The organism is Streptomyces similanensis (assembly GCF_039543625.1).
Taxonomy (GTDB): Bacteria; Actinomycetota; Actinomycetes; order Streptomycetales; family Streptomycetaceae; genus Streptomyces; species Streptomyces similanensis.
The window spans coordinates 13538-39209 of sequence record NZ_BAABKC010000006.1; the positions used below are offsets into that span (position 1 = coordinate 13538).

The window sequence follows — 25672 nt, forward strand, 5'->3', positions numbered from 1 at the left end:
GCGGTCTACTTCAGCGCCAGCAGCAGCGTGTCCGACGGGGAGCACCACACCGGGCGGGCCTCCGCGAAGCCCTTCTCGCGCAGCACCCGCGCGTGCCAGGCGGCCGAGGGCATGTCGCCGTCGGCGTGCTCGCCGTAGATCTCGAACCGGCGGGCGGTCGGCCCGGCCAGCACGGGGTCCTGCGCGGCCAGCTGCCACCACTCGGCCCAGTCCAGGGCGTCCGCCTGCTTGGCCTGATCCATGCGGGCGTGCCGCTGGGCGCGCTCGGCGGCGTTGATCCGCGGGGTGGTGTCGTCGATCATGTGGTCCGCGCTCATGAAGACGCCGCCGTCGCGGACCAGTCCCGCGACCGATCCGTAGAGGGCCGCGAGGGGTTCGCTGTGCAGCCAGTGCAGGGCCGTCGCGGTCAGGACGGCGTCGTAGGAGCCGTGCGGCAGCCGCGCCGTCCAGTCGGGGTCCTTCAGGTCGGCGGTGACGAAGGAGACCCGCTCATCGCCCTCGAAGGTGCCGCGGGCGATGGCGAGCAGCGCCGGGTCGAGGTCGACGCCGGTGCTGGTGGCCTCGGGGAGGCGGGCGAGCAGGCGGGCGGTGATGGTGCCCGTGCCGCAGGCGAGGTCGAGCACGCGCGGCGCGGTGCCGACGAGGGCCTCCACCATGTCGAGCATGATGCTGAAGCGGTCCTCCCGGTCGGGCATGTACCACTCCTGCTGCCGGTCCCAGCTCTCCTGCCAGGCCCGCCAGTCGGTCCCCGTGGTGGTGATGTCCGCGCTCGTGTCCGTCATCATCGCCCTCCCTGACGTAGGTCGCGTAATACCCTGGAAGCACGACCGTCTGTTACAAGGTCGCGCTCACGACCCTAGAGCACACCGGTAAGGACTACAAGTGGAACTGGCCTATTACTCGGACTACGCCGTCCGTCTCGTCAACACCGAGGAACCGGCCCGGGGCAAGGACACCCTGACGTCGGTGGAGGCGGTGCGCGACCTGTTCGGCGCCAACGGCTCGGCGGCCCGCCGCGCCGCCGAGGCCGACGTGACCCGCTTCCGCTCGGTGCGGGCGAGGCTGCGGGCGGTCTTCGAGGCGGCCGACCACAGCGACGAGACGCTGGCCGTGGCACTGCTGAACTCACTGCTGCTGGAGTTCCCGGTCAGCCCGCAGATCTCCGGGCACGACCACCGCGACGAGGACGGCCGCCCGCTGTGGCACATGCACCTGGCCGACCACCCGTCGAACGCCACGGCCGGGTACGCGGCGATCGCCGCGATGGGCCTCGCCTTCCACCTGACCGAGTACGGCGTGGACCGGCTGGGCCTGTGCGAGGCCGCGCCCTGCCGCAACGCCTACCTCGACACCTCCACCAACCGCTCGCGCCGCTACTGCTCCGACCGCTGCGCCACCCGGGCCAACGTGGCCGCCTACCGCGCCCGCAAGCGCCTGGAGGCCGACCGGTCGGCGAGCACGGGCCTGACCGCCGACAGCGCCCAGCGCACCAGCGCCGGCCCGGAGCGCTGAACGGGCCGCCGCGGCCGGTAGCGGAACCACACCTTCGCGAGCACCAGCTCCTCCGGGACGGTGCCGTAGTCGGTGCTGTCGCCCCCGGCCCAGGCGTTGTCCGCGAGCACCCACCAACCGCCCTCGCGCCGCTCGGCCGCCCGTTTGACGACCAGCAGGTCCTGCTGGAACGGATGGCGCAGCACCACCACGTCACCCGGTCGGATCCGGGCCCCGTACCGCACCACCAGCCGGTCCCCGTGGTACAGCGTCGGCACCATGGACGGCCCGGTCACCTCGGCCAGCCCAAAAGGCACCACGGCGGCCCTGTGCTCGGTCTCCTGCGACAGCTCCGGCATCCCCGGCACCTCCCCGGTCCGTTCCTCCACCAGTCTCAGTCTGACCCTGGACTTTTGTCCTAAGCCCAAGGGGGCACCCGAGAAAACACGTCTCGCAGGGAGTAATGTCCCACCTGAGAAGACGATCACGAGGAAGGAATGCTCCATGCTTTCCCGCCTGTTTGCCCCCAAGGTCAAGGTCAGCGCGCACTGCGACCTGCCCTGCGGCGTGTACGACCCGGCCCAGGCCCGCATCGAGGCGGAGTCGGTGAAGGCCGTCCAGGAGAAGATGGCCGGCAACGACGACCCGCACTTCCAGGCGCGTGCCACCGTCATCAAGGAGCAGCGCGCCGAGCTGGCCAAGCACCACGTCTCCGTGCTGTGGAGCGATTACTTCAAGCCCCCGCACTTCGAGAAGTACCCGGAGCTGCACCAGCTGGTCAACGACACGCTGAAGGCCCTCTCCGCCGCCAAGGCCTCCACCGACCCGGCGACGGGCCAGAAGGCCCTGGACCACATCGCCCAGATCGACAAGATCTTCTGGGAGACCAAGAAGGCTTGATCTCCGGCCAGGCGACGCGCCCCGCGGTGACGCGGGTTCGCATCACCTACCTGCCCGCACCCGGTCCGCGGGCCGCCGAACACGGTGGCCATGAGGCCGGGTGCGGTCGTCTTTCCTGTCACCCATCAGGCCCTGCCCCCGTCTGCCAGAACGACGCGCGACGTCGGGTGCGTGAGCGGGCGGGTTCGGTCGGCGCGGAGCTCGAGCAGTCGGACGACAGCAGTGGCCCTCCACAACGGGTGCCGGGGAACCCTCCGCGATGGTCGAGGGCATCACTCTTCATGACCGAACGCCCGCTCCGCCGCCGTCCTACGATCACGGCATGAGCATCCGTTGGACGTACGCCTTCGTCGACCGGCCCGCCGAGCGGTTCGCGCGCGCCCTGGAGTTCTGGACCGCCGTGACCGGCACCCGGCTGTCCGGACTCCGGGGCGACGAGGGCGAGTTCGTCACCCTGCTGCCGGGCGGCTCGGACGCGTGCGTCAAGGCGCAGGCCGTCGCCTCGGGGGACGGCGGCGCGCATCTCGACCTCGTCGGCGACGACGTTCCTGGCCTGCGGGCGGCGGCGGTGCGGCTCGGGGCCGCGGTCGTCGCCGACCACGGAGACTGGGCCGTTCTGCGCTCCCCCGGCGGGCGGTCGTTCTGCGCGGTGCCCTGGGACGGGGAGTCGGCGCGCCCGCCCGTCGTCCGCGGCAGTCGGCTCGACCAGGTGTGCCTCGACGTCCCGCCGTCCGCCTGGGGCGCCGAAGTCGCCTTCTGGAACGCGCTGCTGGACGACTGGGAGTCGCTGCCGGGCTCCCGGACCGAGTTCCACGTCCTCACGCCGCCGGCCGGGCTTCCGGTCCGGGTCCTGCTGCAACGTCTGGACGAGGAGCGGCCCGCGGCCGCCCATCTCGACCTCGCCTGCGCGGACCTCGCCGCCACCCGTGCCGACCACGAGCGGCTGGGCGCGACCCGGGTGGCCGACCATCCCCACTGGACCGTGCTGCGCGACCCGGCCGGCGGTCTGTACTGCCTGACCGGACGGGACCCGGAGACGGGCGGACTGCCCGCCGCCGGACGCCGCTGAGACAGCGGCCGGTTTCCCGGGAACGGCGCTGAGACGGCGGTCGGTTTCTCCGGTATGGCTCCGAGACGGCGGTCAGTTGACCGGGTGCGGCGCTGAGGCGGCAGTCAGTTTTCTGGGAACGGTGCTATGGCTGCGGTCAGTTGACCGGGGACGGTGTCGGCGCGGTCGCCGGCTCGTTGCGCGGCTCGCGCCACATCGGCCACATCTTCGGGCCGTCCGGCAGGTCGAGAGTGCGGCCGGTGGCGGCGAAGCCCAGGCGTTCGTAGAGCTTGGCGCTGCGGGGGCTGCTGGCCTCCAGATAGGCCGGCAGCCCCTCGCGGTCGCAGCGGTCCAGGACGTGCCGGATCAGCGCGGCGCCCAGGCCCTCGCCCTGGCGCCTGGGTGCGACGCCGATCATCCACAGGTACTCGTGGGCACGGCCAGCCGGGTGGGTCCCGGCCAGCAGCCGGGCTATCTCCTCCACCCGGGGGTTCGCCGGGTCGACGGCCTCCCGCAGCCGCACCGCGTCGTCGGCCTCGCCCGTGCCGGTGGACGCGCCCGCGACGGCGTCCGCCTCCGGTTCCTCGTGGCCGTTCGCGGGCACGGACAGCCACAGCGCGCACGCCGAGCCGTCCTCGGTGACATCGATGCGGCCCTCGGCGAACACGATGTCGGTGAACGCGGCCATCAGCCGGTGGTGGGTCAGGCGGCGGTAGTCCTGCCCGGGAAAGACCCAGCCGCTCACCGGGTCGTCCTGGAACGCCTCGTCCAGCAGCCGCACGACCAGCTCCCGGTCGTCGGCGCCCGCCGCCCGAATCACCACACCCATCTTCCGCCCCTTCTCCTTCAAACAGCCTTGGGAACAAGGGAGTTGAGCGTACCCGGGAGGCGGGGCGCAGTGAGGAGCGGGCCCCGCACACCGTGGGGAAGTGCGGGACCCGCCGGGCCGGAGCCGCCGGGGGCCGTACGGGGTCAGGAGCCGTACGGACCCGGTGGCTCCGGGGCCTGCGTCCACCACGCCGGGGGAAGCCCCGCCCCCGCCGCGGGGCTTCCCTGCCGGGTCGTGGACCTGGGGACCTATGGAGTTGTGGACCCGTGGTGCGAGGTGCGCGGCGTCATCGAGTGGCGCCGACGCCCCGGGCCGGTGTCAGCTGGTGCGCCTGGTCACGAACTCGGCCAGGGCCAGCAGACCGCCCGCCGCGGCGGGGTCCGGGACGGCCCGGGACAGTTCGTGGACCGCCTGGGCCATCCGGTCGGCCGCCTGCGACTGGGCCCAGTCCCGGCCGCCCGCCCGCTCCACCGCCACGGTGGCGCGCTCCTCCTCCCCTTCCTGGTGCGGCCGGGCGTACAGATCGGCGAGTTCGGCGGCCGCCGGGGTGCCGGAGGTGAGCGCGGCGACCACCGGCAGCGACTTCTTGCGGGCGGCGAGGTCGGCGCCGGCCGGCTTGCCGGTGCGCTCGGGGTCGCCCCATATGCCGATCACGTCGTCGATGAGCTGGAACGCCATCCCGGCCTGCCGGCCGAAGGCGTCCAGCGCCCGCACCTCCTCCTCGTCCGCCCCCGCGTACAGCGCGCCGACGGCGCACGCGCAGCCCAGCAGCGCGCCCGTCTTGGCCTCGGCCACGGCGAGCACCTCCGCGAGCGTCACCTCGTGCGGCGCGCGGCTCTCCAGCGCCGTGTCCGCCTGCTGGCCCGCGCACAGCTCCACCACACAGGCGGCGAGCCGCGCCGCGGCGGCCGGGGCGGCCGGGTGCGGGTCCTCGGCGAGCATGCGCAGGGCGAGCGCCTGGAGGGCGTCCCCGGTCAGGATGGCGTCGGGGTCGCCGAACACCGTCCACACGGTGGGCCGGTGCCGCCGGGTGGTGTCCCGGTCCATCACGTCGTCGTGCAGCAGCGTGAAGTTGTGGACCAGTTCCACCGCCGCGGCCGCCCGCGCCGCGGCCGCCCGCCCCCGCGCCCCGCCGATCGCCTCGGCCGCGGCCAGGACCAGGGCGGGACGGATCGCCTTGCCCGCGTTCCCCGTGGCGGGGGTGCCGTCGGCGTGCTCCCAGCCGAAGTGGTAGCCGGCGACCCGGCGCAGGGACGACGGCAGCGAGGCGACGGCCGAGCGCAGTTCCGGGTCGACATACGACCGGGCGCGGTCGAGGATCACCGCCGCGTCGTGGCCGTCGGGCGCCGCCGCCGGGGCGCCGCCGGGGCCGCCCGGGGCGGGCCGGGGGAACGCCGTGGCGGGCGCCGCGGGTCCCGGCCGCGCCGTCGGCACGGCGTCGGGGCCACCGGGTGGGCGTGGTGTCGTCTCCGTCATGAACTCGGCCATCCGCTCCCCCTCGGAGAGTCCGCGAACACTGGTGGCTGCGCCGGCGGTACCGGGTCCCTGTCCCCGGGGTGTCCTACCTGGGCCGGCGGGCGCGGACACCGCGGGCGGGCGGGGAGCGTCAGCGCCAACGGCCGACCTCGATGTTCTCCAGGACGCCCAACGCGTCCGGCACCAGCACGGCCGCCGAGAAGTACGACGTCACCAGGTACTTGATGATCGCCTGCTCGTTGATGCCCATGAACCGCACGGACAGGCTCGGCTCGATCTCGTCCGGGATGCCCTGGGCGCGCAGTCCGATGACGCCCTGGTCCTCCTCGCCCAGACGCATGGCGATGATGGAGCTGGTCCGGGCCTCGGTGACCGGGATCTTGTTGGACGGGAAGATCGGCACCCCGCGCCAGGTGGGGATGCGGTTGCCGCCCATGTCGATGGTCTCGGGCACCAGACCCCGCTTGTTCAGCTCGCGGCCGAACGCCGCGATGGCGCGCGGGTGGGCCAGGAAGAGCTTGGTGCCGCGGCGCCGGCTGAGCAGTTCGTCCATGTCGTCGGGGCTCGGCACGCCGTCGTGCGGCTGGATCCGCTGGTCGTACTCACAGTTGTGGAGCAGACCGAAGTCGCGGTTGTTGATCAGCTCGTGCTCCTGGCGCTCCTTCAACGCCTCGACGGTCAGCCGGAGCTGCTGCTCGGTCTGGTTCATCGGCTGGTTGTAGAGGTCGGCCACGCGCGAGTGGATGCGCAGCACGGTCTGGGCGATGCTCAGTTCGTACTCGCGGGGCCGGGCCTCGTAGTCGACGAAGGTGTGCGGGATGTCGGGCTCGCCGCTGTGGCCCGCGGCGAGGTCGACCTCCTTCTCGCCGTACTTGTTGGTGCGCTGGCCGGGGATCGAGCGCAGCCTCCTCAGGTGCTCGCGCAGCGAGGTGGCGCGCTCGGTGACCTGCTCGAAGTCGTGCCGGGACAGGACGAGGACGGTGCACGTGGTGTCCGCGCGGACCGTGTACTCCCAGATGGCGTCGGGGTCCAGGAGCGCGTGCTCGCCGAAGTAGGCGCCGTCGGCGAGGATGCCGAGGACCTGGTCGTCGCCGTAGGGGCCGGTGCCGACCTTCTCGGCGCGGCCGTGGACGAGCAGGTACACCTCCTCCTGCTGGTTGCCGAACGAGGCGATCACCTGTCCGGCGCCGATCTCGCGCTGCCGGCAGCGCGAGGCGAGTTCGGAGAGCGCGTCGTCGTCCTCGAAGCCCCGCAGCACGGGCAGTTCGCCGAGTTCGGCGGGGATCACCTCGACCCGGTCGCCCGTCTTGACGAAGGTGATCCTGCCGTCGCCGACGGCGTAGGTCAGCCGCCGGTTCACCCGGTAGGTGCCGCCCTGCACGTCGACCCAGGGCAGCATGCGCAACAGCCAGCGCGAGCTGATCTCCTGCATCTGGGGTACGGACTTGGTGGTGGTGGCCAGGTTCCGCGCGGCCGCCGTGCCGAGGCTCTGCTGCGGCCGGCCCTGCTCCGTACGGACCTCTTCGCCTACCGACATAGAGAATTGCCCTCCCGACTCATGCCCGGCACTCGGTCGGAACCGGGCATCGATTTGCATGCGCCAGCCTTCCATCACGCACCGTGTCGGTGCTATTACACGAAAGAGCGGGAATGGATCATCGCCTGGCCGGGCACAGGAGGTGGTCCGGCCGGGGGCGCGCGCCGCCGTTCCCCCGGCGGCGCACGGGACCGCGCGCCGCCGCGCCGCCCCGTGCGCTCCCCGGCCCGCTCCGGGACAATGGCCCGGTGACCAGCTCCGCCGACCCCGCCAGCCCCGCCGGTCCCGCCGGCCCCGTCAGCCCCGTCAGCCCCGCCGGCCCCGCCGCCTTGGCTCCCCGGCTGCCGTCCCCGTTGCAGGAGCTGGCCGACGACCGTTTCACCCGGCGCGGGCTGCGGCTGCTGCTCAAGCGGGACGACCTGATCCACCCGGAGCTGATCGGCAACAAGTGGCGCAAGCTCGCGCCGAACCTCCAGGCCGCGGGCGGGCGGACGATCGTCACCTTCGGCGGCGCGTACTCCAACCATCTGCGCGCCACCGCGGCGGCGGGCCGGCTGCTCGGTCTGTCCACCGTCGGCGTGGTGCGCGGGCAGGAGCTGGCCGACCGCCCCCTGAACCCGTCCCTGGCCCGGTGCGCGGCCGACGGGATGCGGCTGCACTTCCTCGACCGCACGACGTACCGCCGCAAGGCCGAGCCGGAGACCCTGGCGAAGGTGCTGACGGCGGTCGGGGCGCGGGAGGCGCACGTCGTGCCGGAGGGCGGCAGCAACGCGCTCGCCGTGCGCGGCTGCCGCGCGCTGGGCGCGGAGCTGGGCGCGCACGCCGACGTCGCCGCGGTGGCCTGCGGCACCGGCGGCACCCTCGCGGGCCTGGCCGCCGGGCTGCCGCCCGGCCGGCGCGCCCTGGGCGTACCGGTCCTGAAGGGCGGCTTCCTGGGCGCCGACGTGCGGACCTTGCAGGAGGAGGCCTTCGGCGGGCGCCGGGGCGACTGGTCGCTGGACGAGCGCTTCCACTTCGGCGGCTACGCCCGCACCACGCCCGAGCTGGAGTCCTTCGCCGCGGACTTCACCGCCCGCCACGGCGTGCCGGTCGAGCGCCTCTACGTCGCCAAGCTGCTGTACGCGCTGGCCGCCCTGGCGGCCGAGGGCGCCTTCGCGCGCGGGACGACGCTCGCGGCGGTCGTCACGGGCCGCCCCTTCCCGGACGAGTCCTGAGCCGCCCCCCTCGGCGCGGGGCTCCGGGGAGGCGGCCTCACGCCGTCTCTCGGTAGACGGCCGCCTCCTCCAGGTCCAGTCGGCGCAGCAGCACGCGCAGCATCTCGTCGTCGATGTAGCGGCCGTCGCGCAGCCGGACGAAGACCTCCCGCTCGGCGCCGATCATGTCCCGAGACAGGCGCCGGTAGGTGTCGTCGACCGACTCGCCGGTGACGGGGTTGGTCTGGCCGAGGCGTTCCCAGACGGCGTTGCGGCGGCGCTCCAGGACGGCGCGGAGCCGTTCGGCCAGCGGCGGGGGCAGGGTGTTGCGCTCGTCGGCGAGCAGTTCCTCCAGGCGCCGTTCGGCGGCCAGCGAGGCCTGTGCCTGGGCGTTCGCCTCGGCGAGGGTGGCGGCCCGCTCGTCGTGGCCGGGGAACCTCAGCAGGCGGATCAGCGGGGGCAGGGTCAGGCCCTGGACGACCAGGGTGCCGATGACGGTGGTGAAGGTCAGGAACAGCAGCAGGTTGCGCTGCGGGAAGGGGCCGCCGCCGTGCACCGTGAGCGGGATGGAGAAGGCGATGGCCAGGGACACCACGCCCCGCATCCCGGCCCAGGCGGTGACCATGGCGCCCCTCCAGGTGGGGTTCTCCTCCCGCTCCCGCACCCGCCGGGACAGCAGCCGAGGCAGGAACGCCGCCGGGTACACCCACACGAACCGGGCCGCGACGACGACCAGGAAGAGCACGACCGCGTACAGGACGGCGTCGGCGCCGGCATACGTGTCGAGTCCGCGGACCACGACCGGCAGCTGGAGCCCGATGAGCGCGAAGACCGCGGACTCCAGGACGAAGGCGACCATCTTCCACACGGCCTCCTCCTGGAGCCGGGTGGCGAAGTCGACCTCCCACGCGCGGTGCCCGAGGTAGAGGGCGACGGTGACGACCGCGAGCACCCCGGAGGCGTGCACCTGCTCGGCGACGCCGTAGGCGACGAACGGGATCAGCAGCGAGAGGCTGTTCTGCAGGAGCGCCTCCTTCAGATGGGTGCGCAGCCAGTGCAGCGGCGCCATCAGCACCAGTCCTACGCCGACGCCGCCGAACGCCGCGAGCAGGAACTCCTCCACTCCTCCGGCCCACGTCGCGCTCTCGCCGACCGCGGCGGCCAGGGCGACCTTGTAGGCGGTGATGGCGGTGGCGTCGTTCAGCAGGGACTCGCCCTGGAGGATCGTGGTGATGCGCGAGGGCAGTCCGACCCGGCGGGCCACCGCCGTCGCCGCGACCGCGTCCGGCGGCGCCACCACCGCGCCCAGCACCAGGGCGGCCGTCAGCGGCAGGTCCGGCACGAGCAGGTAGGCGGCCCAGCCGACCGCGAAGGTCGCGAAGAGCACGTATCCGACCGAGAGCAGCGCCACCGGCCGCACCTGGGCGCGCAGGTCCAGGTAGGAGCTGTCGATGGCCGAGGTGTACAGCAGCGGGGGCAGCAGCAGCGGCAGGACGACCGCCGGGTCGAGGGTGTAGTCGGGCACCCCGGGGAGGTAGGAGACCGCCAGCCCCGCGGCGACCAGCAGCAGCGGCGCCGGCACCGGGGTGCGCCGGGCCGCCCCGGCCACCGCGGCGCTGCCCGCCACCAGCAACAGCAGCGGCATCACGTCCATCGTCCTCGCCCGCCCATCGTCGTTCCGTCCCGTCCGCCCGTTCCGCGTGGTCGCGCGCGGGGAAGTCGTAATCTGGCAATCATGAAACAGTGCACGCACACCGGCGCGCTGCCGAATCCGGAGCCCGACCCCCGCAGCGAGACGTGCCTGGAGTGCCTGGCCGACGGCACGCACCCGGTCCAGCTGCGGCTGTGCCTGACCTGCGGGCACGTGGGGTGCTGCGACTCCTCGCCGAATCAGCACGCCACCAAGCACCACAAGGACACCGGGCACCCGGTGATGCGGACGTTCGAGCCGGGTGAGGACTGGCGCTGGTGCTTCGTGGATCACGTACTCGTGTGACCAGGGCTCCGGACGGTTCGAGGGTGTGACGCCTGGGTACGTCAACCCGGCGCGCGCTGTTCCCATTTGAGGCCGCCGCACCCCTAGACACGGAGCGTATTCGTACGTTTACTATGAGTGACAGCCGGGGTCGGGGTCCCAGGGACAGTAATGTCGAGAGCGCGGTAGCGTCACCGCTGAACCACGCGTCGCGTGACCCGGGGGGCGACCCTCGGCCCCGAAAAAGCTTGTACCACCTTGGAGGTGAGGGTGTCCCAGATCGCAGGCGAGCCCGCGGCGAACCAGGACTTCGTGGAGGTCCGGCTGCCGGCTGCGGGTGCCTACCTGTCGGTGCTGCGGACGGCCACGGCCGGCCTCGCGGCCCGTTTGGACTTCACCCTGGACGAGATCGAGGACCTGCGCATCGCGGTGGACGAGGCCTGCGCGATCCTGCTTCAGCAGGCCGTGCCCGGCTCGGTGCTCAGCTGTGTCTTCCGGCTGGTCGACGACTCGCTGGAGGTCACGGTCTCGGCCCCCACCACGGACGGCCACGCGCCCTCGCGGGACACCTTCGCCTGGACCGTGCTGTCCGCGCTCGCGGGCAAGGTCTCCTCCGCGGTGGACGAGGACAAGACCGTTTCGATCAGCCTCTACAAACAGCGCGGCGCGGGACCCGGGCCGGCGTGAGGAACGGGGACGGGCCGGTGCGGGACGAAGAGCGCGGCACATGGGAACGGCCGGGCGAGGGCGGGAGGCCGCCCCGCGCGGACGGGGCCGGGACCCCGGCCGAGGACGGCCCGGACGGCCCGGCGGGGGCCCCGCGGCCGGCCGGCGGCATCGACGGCATCCCCGAGCAGGCCAGGCCGCATCCGGACGACGAAGGCCCGGGGACCGCTTCCCCGGGCGTGCGTCCGGAGGACGCCGCGGGGCGGAGGGGCCCCGCCGCCCCCGCCTCGCCGGGGGCGGGGGCCCGGGGAAGGGCGACGGGCGGGACGATGGGCGAGCACGAGCGGAACTCCGAGGACGGCGCGCCGAGCGTCTCCCGCGTGCACGGCACGCATCACGACGCGCACGACCGCAGTGGAGCACGCGCGATGTTCGTGCAGCTGCGCGCCCTGGGCGACGGCGACCCGCGGTACGCGGAGCTGCGCAACCAGCTGGTCCGCATGCACCTTCCGCTCGTCGAGCACCTGGCGCGGCGCTTCCGCAACCGCGGGGAGCCGCTGGACGACCTCACCCAGGTCGCCACCATCGGCCTGATCAAGTCGGTCGACCGGTTCGACCCGGAGCGCGGGGTGGAGTTCTCCACCTACGCGACCCCGACGGTGGTCGGCGAGATCAAGCGGCACTTCCGGGACAAGGGCTGGGCGGTGCGGGTGCCGCGCCGGCTCCAGGAGCTGCGGCTCGCGCTCACCACGGCGACCGCGGAGCTGTCCCAGCTGCACGGCCGCTCCCCCACGGTGCACGAGCTGGCGGAGAAGCTCGCCATCTCCGAGGAGGAGGTCCTGGAGGGCCTGGAGTCGGCCAACGCCTACTCCACGCTGTCCCTGGACGTCCCCGACACGGACGACGAGTCCCCGGCGGTCGCGGACACCCTCGGCGCGGAGGACGAGGCGCTGGAGGGCGTGGAGTACCGCGAGTCGCTGAAGCCGCTGCTGGAGGACCTCCCGCCGCGCGAGAAGCGGATCCTGCTGCTGCGCTTCTTCGGCAACATGACCCAGTCGCAGATCGCGCAGGAGGTCGGCATCTCGCAGATGCACGTCTCCCGGCTGCTGGCCCGCACCCTGGCCCAGCTGCGGGAGAAACTGCTGGTGGAGGAGTGACGGCGGTGCGGCGGCCGCACGTTCCCTGACCTGACCGAGCGGCACGCACGCCCGCCCGCGCGGGGCCGTGCCGCCGGCGCCGACCGCTCAGTGCCGGCCGATCGCCGCTGACCGATCAGTGCCGGATGAGCAGCGCCGGATGAGCAGCGCCGGATGAGCAGTGCCGATCGAGCAGTGCCGGTTGATCGGTGCCGGCCGCTCAGCGCTGGTCGCTCTCCTGGGTTCGGCCCGGACCCCTGATGCCGAGGGCCTGGGTCGTCGCCGGGTTGACCAGCAGGACCAGCGACGTCACCGCGACCGCCGCGAGCGCGATGCCGGCCGGGACGGCCAGGCCGTCCGCCTTGAGCAGGCTGTAGGCGACGGGCAGCGCCATGATCTGGGTGATGACGGCCGGTCCGCGGCTCCAGCCGCGCCGCAGCAGCAGCCCCCGGGCGGCCAGCAGCGGCAGCAGCGCGAGCACCAGGACGGTGATCCCGCCGGTGACGGCCTGCTGCCGGTCGTCACCCGTGACGCCGAGGACGAGCATCCAGACCCCGCCCACGACCAGCGCGAGCGCCTCCAGCGCGGACAGCGCGGCCGCGTACGTCAGCCGCCGCGGCCGCGGCCCGGCGGTGTCCGTCGTGGTGTCGGTGGGGTCCGTGGTGTCGGCGGCGCCGGCAACGGGTTTCTGCTGACTGCTCACCCCTGAAGAGTAGCCCTCGAGCCCCGGGCGCGGGCCGTGCGGGCCGCGCCGCCGTGTCCGGGCTCACGCCTCCCCCTCTTACCCGATCCCTACCTCGGCCTGGGCGGAGTACTGCCCAGTAGGTACCCTGCAACCCATGCGTGCACTTCTCGTGGTCAATCCGGCGGCAACCACCACAAGCGCACGTACGCGCGACGTCCTGATCCACGCGCTCGCCAGCGAGATGAAGCTGGAGGCGGTCACCACCGAGTACCGCGGCCACGCCCGCGACCTGGGCCGCCAGGCCGCGGACAGCGGCGAGATCGACCTGGTGGTGGCCCTCGGCGGCGACGGCACCGTCAACGAGGTGGTCAACGGCCTGCTGCACCGCGGCCCCGACCCCGAGCGGCTGCCCCGCCTCGCCGTGGTGCCCGGCGGCTCCACCAACGTCTTCGCCCGCGCCCTGGGCCTGCCCAACGACGCGGTGGAGGCCACCGGCGCGATCCTGGACGGCCTGCGGGACGGCAGCGAGCGCACGGTCGGCCTGGGCCTGGCCTCCGGGACGCCGGGCACCGAGGACGCCGCCGTGCCCGAGCGCTGGTTCACCTTCAACGCCGGCCTCGGCTTCGACGCGGGCGTGGTCGGCCGGGTCGAGCAGCAGCGCGAGCGCGGCAAGAAGTCCACGCACGCGCTGTACGTGCGGCAGGTCGTCCGCCAGTTCCTCGGCGAGCCGAACCGGCGGCACGGCACGATCACCGTGCGGCGGGACGGCGAGGACCCGGTCGCCGATCTGGTGGTCGCCATAGTCTCGAACACCTCGCCGTGGACGTATCTCGGCAATCGCGCGATGTACACCTCACCCAAGGCCTCGTTCGACACGGGCCTCGACGTGCTCGGTCTCAGCCGGCTCTCCACGGCTGCGGTCGCCCGGTATGGCACGCAGTTGCTCACTTCGTCCCCCGAACGCGGACCCCAGGGCCGGCACGCCCTGTCACTGCACGATCTGAGCCGCTTCACCTTGCATTCGAAGGTGCCGCTCCCCCTCCAGATGGACGGCGACCACCTGGGACTGCGAACGAGCGTGACGTTCACAGGCGTACGCCGTGCACTGCGTGTGATTGTGTGAGTGGAAGGGCCGAAAGTCCTTTCACTCGAACGTTTAGGCCAGGGTCCACCCCATGGAAGTACGGCTGTGACCTAGTCGACACCGAGGAATCAAAAAAAACTTTCCGGAAGGGGTTGTATCCGCCGCCGAGGTTTGCGAGTCTCTACATGGCGATCGGGGCGGCCCACCACACGGGCCCCAGAGATCACCGGAACCCCTCTTCAATCCACAGGACCACGCCAGGGAAACCTGACGGTCGGCCCTTCACTTGTTGAGGGATTCGTGAAAGCGTTCACATTCACAAGCAACTTGCACGTAATACCAAGGAGAGGTAGCAGCCATGGACTGGCGTCACAACGCCGTTTGCCGCGAGGAAGACCCCGAGCTCTTCTTCCCCATCGGCAACACCGGTCCTGCGCTGCTGCAGATCGAGGAAGCCAAGGCCGTCTGCCGTCGCTGCCCGGTTATCGAGCAGTGCCTGCAGTGGGCGCTCGAGTCCGGTCAGGACTCCGGCGTCTGGGGTGGTCTCAGCGAGGACGAGCGCCGCGCGATGAAGCGCCGCGCCGCCCGCAACCGGGCTCGTCAGGCCTCCGCCTGACCACAGCCACCCCGCTGACAGCCTGAGCTTGGCGGCGCGTACAGCGCGTACGCATCTCCCGCCCCCGAGCCGCAGCGCGCAGTACCCCCCGGTGGCCCCCCGCTCTTCGAGCGGAGGCGTCCCGCGACGGGGAAGCACGAAGCGACTAGCCCCGGACCTTTCGAGGTCCGGGGCTCTTTGCCGTGCGCCTGCCGCGGCCCACCGGCGTGGCCCGACGGCCCGGACGCTGGCCCGGTTACTTGTGGGCCTCGACCGGGAGGTCCAGGATCACGCGCGTACCGCGGTCCGGGGCCGGGACCATGTCGAAGGAACCGCCCAACTCCCCCTCGACCAGGGTTCGTACGATCTGGAGGCCGAGATTGCCCGAGCGGTGCGGGTCGAAGTCCTCGGGCAGGCCCACCCCGTCGTCCTGGACGGTGACCAGCAGCCGGGACTCGCGGGAGGTGCCGCCGCGGACCGCGGAGACCTCGACCGTGCCGGTGTCGCCCTCCCGGAAGCCGTGCTCCAGGGCGTTCTGCAGGATCTCGGTGAGCACCATGGACAGCGGCGTGGCCACCTCGGCGTCCAGGATGCCGAACCGGCCGGTGCGCCGGCCGGTCACCTTGCCCGGCGAGATCTCCGCGACCATCGCCAGCACCCGGTCGGCGATCTCGTCGAACTCCACCCGCTCATCCAAGTTCTGAGACAGCGTCTCATGCACGATGGCGATCGAGCCGACCCGGCGCACGGCCTCCTCCAGGGCCTCCCGTCCGCCCTCGGAGCCGATCCGCCGGGCCTGCAGCCTGAGCAGGGCCGCCACCGTCTGGAGGTTGTTCTTGACCCGGTGGTGGATCTCCCGGATCGTCGCGTCCTTGGTGATCAACTCACGCTCGCGGCGGCGCAGTTCGGTGACGTCGCGGAGCAGCACCAGCGAACCGATGCGGGTGCCCTTGGGTTTGAGCGGGATGGCCCGGAACTGGATCACCCCGTCGCTCGCCTCGATCTCGAACTCGCGGGGCGCCCAGCCGCTGGCCAGCTTCACCAGCGCCTCGTCCACGGGGGCGCGGGACGGGGCCAGTTCGGCCGTCGCCTCGCCGAGGTGGTGGCCGACCAGGTCGGAGGCGAGGCCGAGCCGGTGGTAGGCGGAGAGCGCGTTCGGCGAGGCGTACTGGACGACGCCGTCCGCGTCCAGCCGGATCAGTCCGTCGCCGACGCGCGGCGAGGCGTCCATGTCGACCTGCTGGTCCGGGAAGGGGAACGTTCCGGCGGCGATCATCTGCGCCAGGTCGGAGGCGCTCTGGAGATACGTCAGCTCCAGCCGGCTCGGGGTGCGCACGGTGAGCAGGTTGGTGTTGCGCGCGATGACGCCGAGGACGCGGCCCTCGCGCCGTACCGGGATGGACTCGACGCGGACCGGGACCTCCTCGCGCCACTCCGGGTCGCCCTCGCGCACGATCCGGCCCTCGTCGAGCGCCGCGTCCAGCATCGGGCGGCGGCCGCGCGGCACGAGGTGGCCGACCATGTCGTCCTGGTAGGAGGTCGGGCCGGTGTTCGGGCGCATCTGGGCGACCGAGACGTAGCGGGTGCCGTCGAGGGTGGGGACCCACAGGACCAGGTCGGCGAAGGAGAGGTCGGAGAGCAGCTGCCACTCCGAGACCAGCAGGTGGAGCCACTCGAGGTCGGAGTCGTCGAGCGCGGTGTGCTGGCGTACGAGTTCGTTCATGGAGGGCACGTCTGCGAGCGTACCCGGGGGTTTGTACGGTCTCGAAATATCGGGCCGCGCGGCCACGGAACGGCTCCGGAGACACCCGCGGGCCGCGGCGCCTGAGAGGGACCCTCAGCCCTCCCGGCACCGCAGCCCGGAGCAATATCGGCCGTGGGGTGTGCGGTCCCGGTCGGCCGAAGGATGAGGAGCCGGAGCAGTCAGGGCAGAGAGCACCGGTTCCTCGGTCCGTCCTCCTGTGCGGGGAGGACGGAGGCTCGTGCGTTCGTGTGTCGCTCGCGGGCGGTGCCGCTCGCGGTCCGCCGTTCGAGGACTTCTCCTCGATTCTGGACTAGACCACTTGTGCCTGTCCATGAGCGGGGCGGTGTTCGTCGCCCTTTCTCGGCCCTTCCCGGCCCTTCCCGCCGATCGGACGGACCGGTACGGGTCGGATGCGGTCACCGGCCGGACGCCGGAACGTCACCGGGGAGCAGCCTAGCCCGCCCGGCTCGGCCGCGGGGCCGCCGGACGGTGGCAATTTCCGCGAGTCCCCCGGCCGCCCCCCTCTCACGCCCCCGCGCGCCGCTTGCGCGCCGCCGCACACCCGCCGCTCCCCGGCCGTACGTCCGCCGCGGGCGTCCTTGATCGCCGCACCGCCGGTCCGGCCCGGTCTCCCGAGCCGGACCGGCCCGGGAGACCTTGATCGATACGTCGTCGGAACGGTGTGTCGGGGGCGTCGGAGCCCGCGCCCCGCAAGGGCCGTTCTGCTAGATTGGTCTAAACCACAGGCCCCTCGACCGGGTCCGGTCCTCTCTTCGGTTCTCCTCAGATCGGCAGGCCCAGCGTGGAAGTTGTCATCGTTCCGGACGCCGCAGCGGGCGGCGAGCTCATCGCCGAGGCCATGGCGCGGCTGCTGCGGCGCAAGCCCGACGCGCTGCTCGGCGTGGCCACGGGTTCCACCCCGCTCCCCGTCTACGAGGCGCTGGCGGCCAAGGTGCGCTCCGGCGCGGCGGACGCCTCGCGGGCCCGGATCGCCCAGCTCGACGAGTACGTCGGACTGCCCGCCGACCACCCCGAGTCCTACCGCTCCGTACTGCGCCGCGAGGTGCTGGAGCCGCTGGGCATCGGCATGGAGGCGTTCCTCGGACCGGACGGCACCGCCGAGGACGTGCAGGCGGCCTGCGAGGCGTACGACCGGACGCTGGCCGAGGCCGGTGGCGTCGACCTCCAGCTGCTGGGCATCGGGACGGACGGGCACATCGGGTTCAACGAGCCGTGCTCCTCGCTCGCCTCGCGGACGCGGATCAAGACGCTGACCGAGCAGACCCGGGTGGACAACGCGCGTTTCTTCGACGGCGACGTCGACCAGGTGCCGCACCACGTCATCACCCAGGGCATCGGCACCATCCTGGAGGCCCGGCACCTGGTGCTGCTGGCGACCGGCGAGGGCAAGGCGGACGCGGTCGCCGCGACCGTCGAGGGCCCGGTCGCGGCGGTCTGCCCGGCCTCGGCGCTCCAGCTGCACCCGCACGCCACGGTGGTCGTCGACGAGGCCGCCGCCGGCAAGCTGAAGCTCGCCGACTACTTCCGCCACACCTACGCCAACAAGCCCGAGTGGCAGGGCGTCTGAGCGGCGCCGCCGCCCCGGACGCACCGGCGCCGGCCCCGCAGCGGGGGCCGGCGCCGTCGTCCGTCGCCTCCGGCGGGGCCGCCCCGGCTCCCGCCCGCCGCCCGCCCGGCCCCGCGGGACGCCGTCCCCATGTCGGACGTTGGACTAGACCAGCCTGGGTCACGGCGGTATACAGAGGAGATCACGGAGCGTGCGGGTGAGCACCCGGCGCGAGAAGCCGTGCCACGATGTGAGCCGTGGCCGATGGGATGTCGGCCGCTTCGGCACCCGAGCCGGGAAGGCGGAGCATGAGCACCGACGTCAGCAGTGCGGAGAACGAGGGTGGGGCGACCGTCCGTACCGCGCGCGTGCCCAAGTACTACCGTCTGAAGAAGCATCTGCTCGACATGACCCGGACACAGGCGCCCGGGACGCCGGTGCCGCCGGAGCGCACGCTGGCGGCCGAGTTCGACACCTCGCGCACCACCGTGCGCCAGGCGCTCCAGGAACTGGTGGTCGAAGGCCGGCTGGAGCGCATCCAGGGCAAGGGCACCTTCGTCGCCAAGCCGAAGGTCTCCCAGGCGCTGCAACTCACCTCCTACACCGAGGACATGCGCGCCCAGGGCCTTGAGCCGACCTCGCAGCTGCTGGACATCGGCTACATCACCGCCGACGACCGGCTCGCCGAGCTGCTCGACATCACGGCCGGCGGCCGGGTGCTGCGCATCGAGCGGCTGCGGATGGCCAACGGCGAGCCCATGGCCATCGAGACCACCCATCTGTCGGCCAAGCGCTTCCCGGCGCTGCGCCGCAGCCTGGTGAAGTACACCTCCCTCTACACCGCTCTCGCCGAGGTCTACGACGTCCACCTCGCCGAGGCCGAGGAGACCATCGAGACCTCGCTGGCCACCCCGCGCGAGGCCGGGCTGCTCGGCACCGACGTGGGCCTGCCGATGCTGCTGCTGTCCCGCCACTCGCTGGACCGCGCGGGCGAGCCGGTGGAGTGGGTGCGCTCGGTCTACCGCGGCGACCGCTACAAGTTCGTCGCGCGCCTGAAGCGCCCGGTGGACTGACCCGGCGGACCGGGCCGCCGGCCGGACCCGGCCGAGTCCGTTCGACCGCGCCGGCCGGCCGTGCGCGGCGGACGTCAACCGGTATGCGGACAAGGGGTTCCGTTTCCTCGGCGCCGTGACCTAGATTGCCTGCGCATCGCACCGATGGTCTGGGTCAGCGAGGGGACGGAGCCGCACATGTCAGATGCCTCAGGAGCCGGCGGAGGGGCGGTGACGCCCGTGCGGGTCGTCATCGGCCTCTGCCTCGTCGCCCCGTTCGTGGCGATGCTGTGGGTCGGTTCGTACGCGAAGACCGACCCGGCGTTCATCGGCATCCCGTTCTTCTACTGGTACCAGATGCTGTGGGTGATCATCTCCACGATCCTCACGGTGCTCGCCCACCGGCTCTGGCAGCACGACCAGCGCGCCCGCGCGACCCGGAAGGACGGTGCGGCGCGATGAAGGACGGCGTCAACGGCGTCGCGCTCGGCGTCTTCATCTTCTTCTTCGTCCTGGTCACCGCCATGGGCTTCCTCGCCGCCCGCTGGCGCCGCGCCGAGAACGAGCACAGCCTCGACGAATGGGGCCTGGGCGGCCGGTCGTTCGGCACCTGGGTCACCTGGTTCCTGCTCGGCGGCGACCTGTACACGGCGTACACCTTCGTGGCCGTGCCCGCGGCGATCTACGCGACCGGCGCGGCCGGCTTCTTCGCGGTGCCGTACACGATCCTGGTCTACCCGCTGATCTTCACCTTCCTGCCGCGCCTGTGGTCGGTCTCGCACCGGCACGGGTACGTGACGACCTCCGACTTCGTGCGCGGGCGGTTCGGCTCCAAGGGCCTGTCGCTGGCGGTGGCGCTCACCGGCATCCTCGCCACCATGCCGTACATCGCGCTGCAACTGGTCGGCATCCAGGCGGTGCTGGACGTGATGGGCGTCGGCGGCGGCGAGAACACCAACTGGTTCGTCAAGGACCTGCCGCTGCTGATCGCCTTCGGCGTGCTGGCGGCGTACACGTACTCCTCGGGGCTGCGCGCGCCGGCGCTGATCGCGTTCGTGAAGGACGCGCTCATCTACATCGTCATCGCGGTCGCGATCATCTACATCCCGATCAAGCTGGGCGGCTTCGACGACATCTTCGCCAAGGCCGGCGACGCCTTCGCGCAGACCAACCCGGCCACCGGCAAACCGCGCGGCGCGGTCGTGCCCGGCGAGGCGAACCAGTGGACGTACGCCACGCTCGCCCTGGGCTCCGCGCTGGCGCTGTTCATGTACCCGCACTCGATCACCGCGACGCTGTCCTCGAAGAGCCGTGAGGTGATCCGCCGCAACACCACGATCCTGCCGCTGTACTCGCTGATGCTGGGCCTGCTCGCGCTGCTGGGCTTCATGGCGATCGCGGCGGGCGTGAAGGTGCAGAACGGGCAGCTGGCGATCCCGCAGCTGTTCGAGGACATGTTCCCGGACTGGTTCGCGGGCGTGGCCTTCGCGGCCATCGGCATCGGCGCGCTGGTGCCGGCCGCCATCATGTCGATCGCGGCGGCGAACCTGTTCACCCGCAACATCTACAAGGACTTCATCAAGCAGGACGCCACGCCGAAGCAGGAGGCCCAGGTCTCCAAGATCGTGTCGCTGCTGGTGAAGGTGGGCGCGCTGGTCTTCGTCCTGACGATGGACAAGACGGTCGCCATCAACTTCCAGCTGCTGGGCGGCATCTGGATCCTCCAGACCTTCCCGGCGCTAGTGGGCGGCCTGTTCACCCGCTGGTTCCACCGCTGGGCGCTGCTCGCCGGCTGGGCGGTCGGCATGGTCTACGGCACGCTCGCGGCCTACGGCGTCGCCTCGCCGACCCAGAAGCACTTCGGCGGCTCGGCCAAGGAGATCCCGGGCATCGGCGAGATCGGCTACATCGGCCTGACGGCGTTCGTGCTCAACGTGGTCGTCACGGTGGTCCTGACCTTCGTCCTGCGGGCGCTGAAGGCGCCCGAGGGCGTCGACGAGACCAGCCCGGAGGACTACGTCAAGGACGCGGGCGACCCCGGCGTCGCGGTGGAGCTGCCCCCGGCCACGGCCGGCAGCGCCCACTGATCCCGCACGGACGCTTGAAGGGCCGCCGGAGCACTCTCCGGCGGCCCTTCGCCGTCCCCGTGCGCCACGACTCCGGACGGATGCCGTGGGCACGGCCCCGGACGGCCCCGGGCGGCCTCACGGCGCCGGAAAACCAGCGGTCCGCCGTCGTGCAACTGCGGCAGACTCCGCACATGGACATCGTGGTGCGGCGGGCCGAGCCCGCGGAGTACGGGGTGGTCGGGGAGATCACCGCTCGGGCCTATCTGCGGGACGGGCTGCTCGACTTCGGGGAGGACGACGCGTATCTCGGGGTGCTGCGGGACGTGGCCGGGCGGGCCGCCGCGGCCGAGGTGCTGGTGGCCGTGCGGGACGGCGGCGTGCTCGGCGCGGTCGCCTTCGTGCCGTCGGGCGGCGCCATGGCCGACATCGCCGGACCCGGGGAGGCCGAGATCCGGATGCTCGCGGTCGATCACGCGGCCCGCGGCCGGGGCGTCGGGGAGGCGCTCGTACGGGCCTGTGTCGACCGTGCGCGGGCCACCTCGGGGTGCGCACGCCTGGTCCTGTCCACCCAGCCGACGATGCACGCCGCCCACCGCCTCTACGAGCGCCTCGGCTTCGCGCGCACCCCCGACCGCGACTGGAAGCCCCTGCCGGACCTCCTGGACCTCTCCCTGCTCACCTACGCGTTGCACCTCTGACACGCTGCGCAGTCACCACGACACTACATATGGGGGTGGCTCCCTCACCCGGCACAAGATGTATGCTCGTGCTCGCTGTCGTCGCAGGGGAATCCGGTGCGAATCCGGAACTGTCCCGCAACGGTGTACACGTACACATGTGCCCTTATGGCCGGGTACGTGCGTCAGTCCGAGGACCTGTCGACAGTGCGCCCGGCCGTCCGGTCCGGGTGCCGACGTCCGGGCCTCGTGGAATGGGCCGGTGGACGCGACGCCGCGTGCGCTCGTGTACTGCCGCATGCCCTCGGCGAGGCCCCGTGCCGAGCGAGGGAGAGCCCCAAGTGACCATCGCGCCTGCGGATCCGGCTTCAGTCGTCCACCGCCTGGAGACCGACGGTCCCGGTGCCGCGCTGCTGCGGACCCTGACCGAGCTGACCGCCGACCTCCCCGACGCCGACCCCGGCCGGGTCGCCGCCGCCGCGCTGCGCGGCCGCTCCGCGCACGCCGACGAGGCCGAGCTGCGCGAGCTGGCCACCGAGGCGTCCGCCGGGCTCATCTCCGAGGACCCCGCCTACTCGCGGCTGGCGGCCAGGCTGCTGACCCTCGCCATCCGCGCCGAGGCCGCCTCGCAGGGCGTCACCCGCTTCACCGAGGCGATCACGGTCGGCCACCGCGAGGGGCTGGTCGCGGACCGCACCGCCGCGTTCGTGCGGCTGCACGCCGCGCGGCTCGACGCGGCCGTCGACCCGGCCGCCGACGACCGCTTCGGCTACTTCGGCCTGCGCACCCTGCACAGCCGCTACCTGCTGCGGCACCCGATCACCCGCAAGGTGATCGAGACGCCCCAGCACTTCATGCTGCGGGTGGCGAGCGGCCTCGCACAGGACGACACCGCCCCTTCCGTGGACGAGGTCACGGCGCTCTACGGGCTCATGAGCCGCCTCGACTACCTGCCCTCCTCCCCCACGCTCTTCAACTCCGGCACCCGGCACCCCCAGATGTCGTCCTGCTACCTGCTCGACTCCCCGCAGGACGAGCTGGACAGCATCTACGACCGCTACCACCAGGTCGCCCGCCTCTCCAAGCACGCCGGCGGCATCGGCATCGCCTACTCCCGCGTCCGTTCGCGCGGTTCGCTGATCCGCGGCACCAACGGCCACTCCAACGGCATCGTGCCGTTCCTGAAGACCCTGGACGCCTCGGTGGCCGCCGTGAACCAGGGCGGCCGGCGCAAGGGCGCGGCCGCGGTCTACCTGGAGACCTGGCACTCCGACATCGAGGAGTTCCTGGAGCTGCGGGACAACACCGGCGAGGACGCCCGCCGCACCCACAACCTGAACCTGGCGCACTGGATCCCGGACGAGTTCATGCGCCGGGTCGACGAGGACGCGCGGTGGTCGCTGTTCTCGCCCGCGGACGTGCCCGAGCTGGTGGACCTGTGGGGCGCGGAGTTCGACGCCGCCTACCGCGCGGCCGAGGCGAAGGGCCTGGCCAGGAAGACGATGCCGGCCCGCGAGCTGTATGGCCGGATGATGCGCACCCTGGCGCAGACCGGCAACGGCTGGATGACCTTCAAGGACGCCGCCAACCGCACCGCCAACCAGACGGCCGAGCCGGGCCACGTGATTCACTCCTCGAACCTGTGCACGGAGATCCTGGAGGTCACCGACGACGGCGAGACCGCGGTGTGCAACCTGGGCTCGGTCAACCTGGGCGCGTTCGTGCGCGCCGGGGACGACGGGAGCGACGGGAGCGAGGGTGCCATCGACTGGGAGCGGCTGGACGAGACCGTCCGCACCGCCGTGACCTTCCTGGACCGCGTGGTCGACATCAACTTCTACCCGACCGAGCAGGCGGGCCGCTCCAACGCCCGCTGGCGGCCGGTCGGCCTGGGCATGATGGGCCTCCAGGACGTCTTCTTCAAGCTGCGCCTGCCCTTCGACTCCGCCGAGGCGAAGGCCCTGTCCACCCGGATCGCCGAGCGGATCATGCTCGCCGCCTACGAGGCGTCCGCCGACCTCGCCGAGCGGCACGGGCCGCTGCCGGCCTGGGAGAAGACCCGCACCGCCCGCGGCGTGCTGCACCCCGACCACTACGACGTGTCCCTGACCTGGCCCGAGCGGTGGGCGGCGCTGCGCGAGCGGATCGCCGCCGTCGGCATGCGCAACTCGCTGCTGCTGGCGATCGCGCCGACCGCCACCATCGCCTCGATCGCGGGCGTCTACGAGTGCATCGAGCCGCAGGTCTCCAACCTGTTCAAGCGCGAGACGCTCTCCGGCGAGTTCCTCCAGGTCAACTCCTACCTGGTGAACGACCTGAAGGCGCTGGGCGTGTGGGACGCCCGCACCCGTGAGGCGCTGCGCGAGGCCAACGGCTCGGTGCAGAGCTTCGCCTGGATCCCGGCCGAGGTGCGGGCGCTGTACCGCACGGCGTGGGAGATCGGGCAGCGCGGCCTGATCGACATGGCCGCCGCCCGCACCCCGTTCCTCGACCAGGCCCAGTCGCTGAACCTGTTCCTGGAGACGCCGACCATCGGCAAGCTCTCCTCGATGTACGCGTACGCCTGGAAGCAGGGTCTGAAGACGACGTACTACCTGCGTTCGCGCCCGGCGACCCGGATCGCCCGCGCCGCCCAGGGCCAGACCCGCGCCCAGGCGCCCCTTCCCGTCCAGCAGGCGGCCGATCCGGACGCCGTCGCCTGCTCCCTCGAAAACCCCGAGTCCTGCGAGGCATGCCAGTAATGACCACCGACCGCTCCACCCAGAACCTGCTCGACCCGGGCTTCGAACTGACCCTGCGCCCCATGCGCTACCCGGACTTCTACGAGCGCTACCGGGACGCCATCAAGAACACCTGGCACGTCGAGGAGGTCGACCTCCACTCGGACGTCGCCGACCTCGCCAAGCTCACCCCGGGCGAGCAGCACCTCATCGGCCGTCTGGTGGCCTTCTTCGCCACCGGCGACTCGATCGTCGCCAACAACCTGGTGCTCACCCTCTACAAGCACATCAACTCCCCGGAGGCGCGCCTGTACCTGTCGCGCCAGCTGTTCGAGGAGGCCGTGCACGTCCAGTTCTATCTGACGCTGCTGGACACCTACCTGCCCGACCCGGACGACCGGGCGGCGGCCTTCGCGGCGGTGGAGAACATCCCCTCCATCCGCGAGAAGGCGGAGTTCTGCTTCAAGTGGATGGACTCGGTCGAGAAGCTGGACCAGCTGGAGTCCCGGTCGGACCGCCGGCGGTTCCTGCTCAACCTGATCTGCTTCGCCGCCTGCATCGAGGGCCTGTTCTTCTACGGCGCGTTCGCCTACGTCTACTGGTTCCGCAGCCGGGGCCTGCTGCACGGCCTGGCCACCGGCACCAACTGGGTGTTCCGCGACGAGACGATGCACATGTCGTTCGCCTTCGACGTGGTGGACACCGTCCGCAAGGAGGAGCCGGACCTCTTCGACGACCGGCTGGAGCAGCAGGTGACCGACATGCTGCGGGAGGCCGTCGAGGCCGAGCTGCAGTTCGCGCGCGACCTGTGCGGTGACGGCCTCCCGGGCATGAACACCGAGTCGATGCGGCAGTACCTGGAGTGCGTCGCCGACCAGCGGCTGACCCGGCTCGGCTTCGCTCCGGTGTACGGCTCGGAGAACCCCTTCTCCTTCATGGAGCTCCAGGGGGTTCAGGAGTTGACCAACTTCTTCGAGCGGCGTCCGTCGGCGTACCAGGTGGCGGTGGAGGGCACCGTCGACCTGGACGAGGACTTCTGAGACCGCTGCTGTCGCTGTAGGGCCTCACGGGCTTCCTGGTCCGCGTGCTCCCGCCGCGCCTGCCTGATCTGGCGGTCGATGCGCTTGTCGCGCACGACGCCGAGGGCGGCGGGGAGCGCCATCAGGACCAGGAGTCCGAAGGTCGCGAGGAGTCCGATCAGGGCTTCGATCTGGTCTGTGTTCATGTC

25 protein-coding genes and 1 riboswitch are annotated in these 25672 nt (G+C 72.1%); of the genes, 16 read left to right on the forward strand and 9 right to left on the reverse strand.

Translation table 11 applies throughout. The annotated features are described in order from the left end of the window. Nucleotides 1–5: 5 nt before the first annotated feature. Nucleotides 6–782 carry a class I SAM-dependent methyltransferase gene (locus ABEB07_RS01690; RefSeq protein ID WP_345666690.1) on the reverse strand — a complete coding sequence of 259 codons (777 nt, stop codon included), beginning with the start codon at nucleotides 780–782 and terminating at the stop codon, nucleotides 6–8. Between the two features lie 100 nt (nucleotides 783–882). Between ABEB07_RS01690 and ABEB07_RS01695 the strand changes: the two genes are divergently transcribed. Then, nucleotides 883–1512, forward strand: a complete 630-nt coding sequence (locus ABEB07_RS01695) for a CGNR zinc finger domain-containing protein (RefSeq protein ID WP_345666691.1) — start codon at nucleotides 883–885, stop codon at nucleotides 1510–1512. On the opposite strand, the gene sodX is transcribed toward ABEB07_RS01695, so the two are convergent. Continuing rightward, nucleotides 1416–1850: a nickel-type superoxide dismutase maturation protease gene (gene sodX, locus ABEB07_RS01700; protein WP_345666763.1), complete on the reverse strand. Its 435-nt coding sequence runs from the start codon at nucleotides 1848–1850 to the stop codon at nucleotides 1416–1418. The two genes, ABEB07_RS01695 and sodX, sit on opposite strands and share 97 nt — an antisense overlap. 145 nt (nucleotides 1851–1995) lie before the next feature. Between sodX and sodN the strand changes: the two genes are divergently transcribed. Both sodN and ABEB07_RS01710 read left to right on the forward strand, forming a co-directional pair. After that, nucleotides 1996–2391, forward strand: coding sequence for a superoxide dismutase, Ni (gene sodN, locus ABEB07_RS01705; protein ID WP_055688839.1), 396 nt, complete (start codon nucleotides 1996–1998; stop codon nucleotides 2389–2391). Between the two features lie 322 nt (nucleotides 2392–2713). Next, on the forward strand, nucleotides 2714–3460 hold the full coding sequence (locus ABEB07_RS01710; RefSeq protein ID WP_345666693.1) for a VOC family protein: 747 nt from the start codon (nucleotides 2714–2716) through the stop codon (nucleotides 3458–3460). A gap of 136 nt (nucleotides 3461–3596) precedes the next feature. Here the strand turns inward: ABEB07_RS01710 and ABEB07_RS01715 are convergent, their stop codons facing one another. From ABEB07_RS01715 to ABEB07_RS01725, 3 genes are all read right to left on the reverse strand, one after another. Then, the gene (locus tag ABEB07_RS01715) at nucleotides 3597–4268 is read right to left on the reverse strand and encodes a GNAT family N-acetyltransferase (RefSeq protein ID WP_345666694.1); all 672 of its coding nucleotides are present in this window, start codon (nucleotides 4266–4268) and stop codon (nucleotides 3597–3599) included. 318 nt (nucleotides 4269–4586) lie between these two features. Then, nucleotides 4587–5756, reverse strand: coding sequence for a family 2 encapsulin nanocompartment cargo protein polyprenyl transferase (locus ABEB07_RS01720; RefSeq protein WP_345666695.1), 1170 nt, complete (start codon nucleotides 5754–5756; stop codon nucleotides 4587–4589). 118 nt (nucleotides 5757–5874) lie between these two features. After that, on the reverse strand, nucleotides 5875–7281 hold the full coding sequence (locus ABEB07_RS01725) for a family 2B encapsulin nanocompartment shell protein (protein WP_164588692.1): 1407 nt from the start codon (nucleotides 7279–7281) through the stop codon (nucleotides 5875–5877). Between the two features lie 248 nt (nucleotides 7282–7529). Between ABEB07_RS01725 and ABEB07_RS01730 the strand changes: the two genes are divergently transcribed. Continuing rightward, nucleotides 7530–8495: a 1-aminocyclopropane-1-carboxylate deaminase/D-cysteine desulfhydrase gene (locus ABEB07_RS01730; RefSeq protein WP_425588935.1), complete on the forward strand. Its 966-nt coding sequence runs from the start codon at nucleotides 7530–7532 to the stop codon at nucleotides 8493–8495. Nucleotides 8496–8532: 37 nt separating this feature from the next. Here the strand turns inward: ABEB07_RS01730 and ABEB07_RS01735 are convergent, their stop codons facing one another. Further along, nucleotides 8533–10128, reverse strand: coding sequence for a Na+/H+ antiporter (locus tag ABEB07_RS01735; RefSeq protein WP_345666696.1), 1596 nt, complete (start codon nucleotides 10126–10128; stop codon nucleotides 8533–8535). An 81-nt stretch (nucleotides 10129–10209) separates the two neighbouring features. Here ABEB07_RS01735 and ABEB07_RS01740 point away from each other — a divergent pair, with 81 nt between their 5' ends. The 3 genes from ABEB07_RS01740 (at nucleotide 10210) to ABEB07_RS01750 (ending at nucleotide 12272) form a co-directional block, all read left to right on the forward strand. Beyond that, on the forward strand, nucleotides 10210–10470 hold the full coding sequence (locus ABEB07_RS01740; RefSeq protein WP_164588660.1) for a UBP-type zinc finger domain-containing protein: 261 nt from the start codon (nucleotides 10210–10212) through the stop codon (nucleotides 10468–10470). 249 nt (nucleotides 10471–10719) lie between these two features. Then, nucleotides 10720–11136 (forward strand): ATP-binding protein, encoded by a 417-nt coding sequence (locus ABEB07_RS01745; protein ID WP_009190566.1) that lies wholly within the window; start codon nucleotides 10720–10722, stop codon nucleotides 11134–11136. Between the two features lie 17 nt (nucleotides 11137–11153). After that, nucleotides 11154–12272, forward strand: coding sequence for an RNA polymerase sigma factor SigF (locus tag ABEB07_RS01750; protein ID WP_345666697.1), 1119 nt, complete (start codon nucleotides 11154–11156; stop codon nucleotides 12270–12272). Nucleotides 12273–12471: 199 nt separating this feature from the next. Here ABEB07_RS01750 and ABEB07_RS01755 read toward each other — a convergent pair whose 3' ends face one another. Next, on the reverse strand, nucleotides 12472–12954 hold the full coding sequence (locus tag ABEB07_RS01755) for a hypothetical protein (RefSeq protein WP_345666698.1): 483 nt from the start codon (nucleotides 12952–12954) through the stop codon (nucleotides 12472–12474). Nucleotides 12955–13090: 136 nt separating this feature from the next. Here ABEB07_RS01755 and ABEB07_RS01760 point away from each other — a divergent pair, with 136 nt between their 5' ends. Next, nucleotides 13091–14059, forward strand: coding sequence for a diacylglycerol/lipid kinase family protein (locus ABEB07_RS01760; protein WP_176150460.1), 969 nt, complete (start codon nucleotides 13091–13093; stop codon nucleotides 14057–14059). Between the two features lie 319 nt (nucleotides 14060–14378). Next, a complete protein-coding gene (locus tag ABEB07_RS01765) occupies nucleotides 14379–14636 on the forward strand; it encodes a WhiB family transcriptional regulator (protein ID WP_003992873.1) in 258 nt (85 codons plus the stop codon). Between the two features lie 235 nt (nucleotides 14637–14871). On the opposite strand, the gene ABEB07_RS01770 is transcribed toward ABEB07_RS01765, so the two are convergent. After that, entirely contained in the window at nucleotides 14872–16338 is a 1467-nt protein-coding gene (locus ABEB07_RS01770) for a sensor histidine kinase (protein WP_176152119.1), read from the reverse strand. 823 nt (nucleotides 16339–17161) lie between these two features. Here ABEB07_RS01770 and nagB point away from each other — a divergent pair. From nagB to ABEB07_RS01805, 7 genes are all read left to right on the forward strand, one after another. Continuing rightward, on the forward strand, nucleotides 17162–17947 hold the full coding sequence (gene nagB / locus ABEB07_RS01775; RefSeq protein ID WP_176150459.1) for a glucosamine-6-phosphate deaminase: 786 nt from the start codon (nucleotides 17162–17164) through the stop codon (nucleotides 17945–17947). A gap of 287 nt (nucleotides 17948–18234) precedes the next feature. Further along, nucleotides 18235–18999 (forward strand): GntR family transcriptional regulator, encoded by a 765-nt coding sequence (locus ABEB07_RS01780; protein WP_164589833.1) that lies wholly within the window; start codon nucleotides 18235–18237, stop codon nucleotides 18997–18999. A gap of 177 nt (nucleotides 19000–19176) precedes the next feature. Next, a complete protein-coding gene (locus tag ABEB07_RS01785; protein ID WP_176150458.1) occupies nucleotides 19177–19440 on the forward strand; it encodes a DUF3311 domain-containing protein in 264 nt (87 codons plus the stop codon). Further along, complete coding sequence (mctP, locus tag ABEB07_RS01790) at nucleotides 19437–21065, forward strand: monocarboxylate uptake permease MctP (RefSeq protein WP_345666700.1); 1629 nt, start codon at nucleotides 19437–19439, stop codon at nucleotides 21063–21065. Before ABEB07_RS01785 ends, mctP begins: the two co-directional genes overlap by 4 nt. A gap of 173 nt (nucleotides 21066–21238) precedes the next feature. After that, a complete protein-coding gene (locus ABEB07_RS01795) occupies nucleotides 21239–21745 on the forward strand; it encodes a GNAT family N-acetyltransferase (RefSeq protein ID WP_345666701.1) in 507 nt (168 codons plus the stop codon). A 62-nt stretch (nucleotides 21746–21807) separates the two neighbouring features. Then, nucleotides 21808–21944: riboswitch (cobalamin riboswitch) on the forward strand. A gap of 121 nt (nucleotides 21945–22065) precedes the next feature. Next, nucleotides 22066–24465, forward strand: coding sequence for a ribonucleoside-diphosphate reductase subunit alpha (locus ABEB07_RS01800; protein ID WP_345666702.1), 2400 nt, complete (start codon nucleotides 22066–22068; stop codon nucleotides 24463–24465). Next, nucleotides 24465–25484 (forward strand): ribonucleotide-diphosphate reductase subunit beta, encoded by a 1020-nt coding sequence (locus ABEB07_RS01805; protein WP_345666703.1) that lies wholly within the window; start codon nucleotides 24465–24467, stop codon nucleotides 25482–25484. The genes ABEB07_RS01800 and ABEB07_RS01805 overlap by 1 nt, the downstream gene beginning before the upstream one ends. Here ABEB07_RS01805 and ABEB07_RS01810 read toward each other — a convergent pair. Beyond that, nucleotides 25397–25669 carry a hypothetical protein gene (locus ABEB07_RS01810; RefSeq protein WP_176150453.1) on the reverse strand — a complete coding sequence of 91 codons (273 nt, stop codon included), beginning with the start codon at nucleotides 25667–25669 and terminating at the stop codon, nucleotides 25397–25399. The genes ABEB07_RS01805 and ABEB07_RS01810 overlap by 88 nt on opposite strands. Nucleotides 25670–25672: the final 3 nt, after the last annotated feature.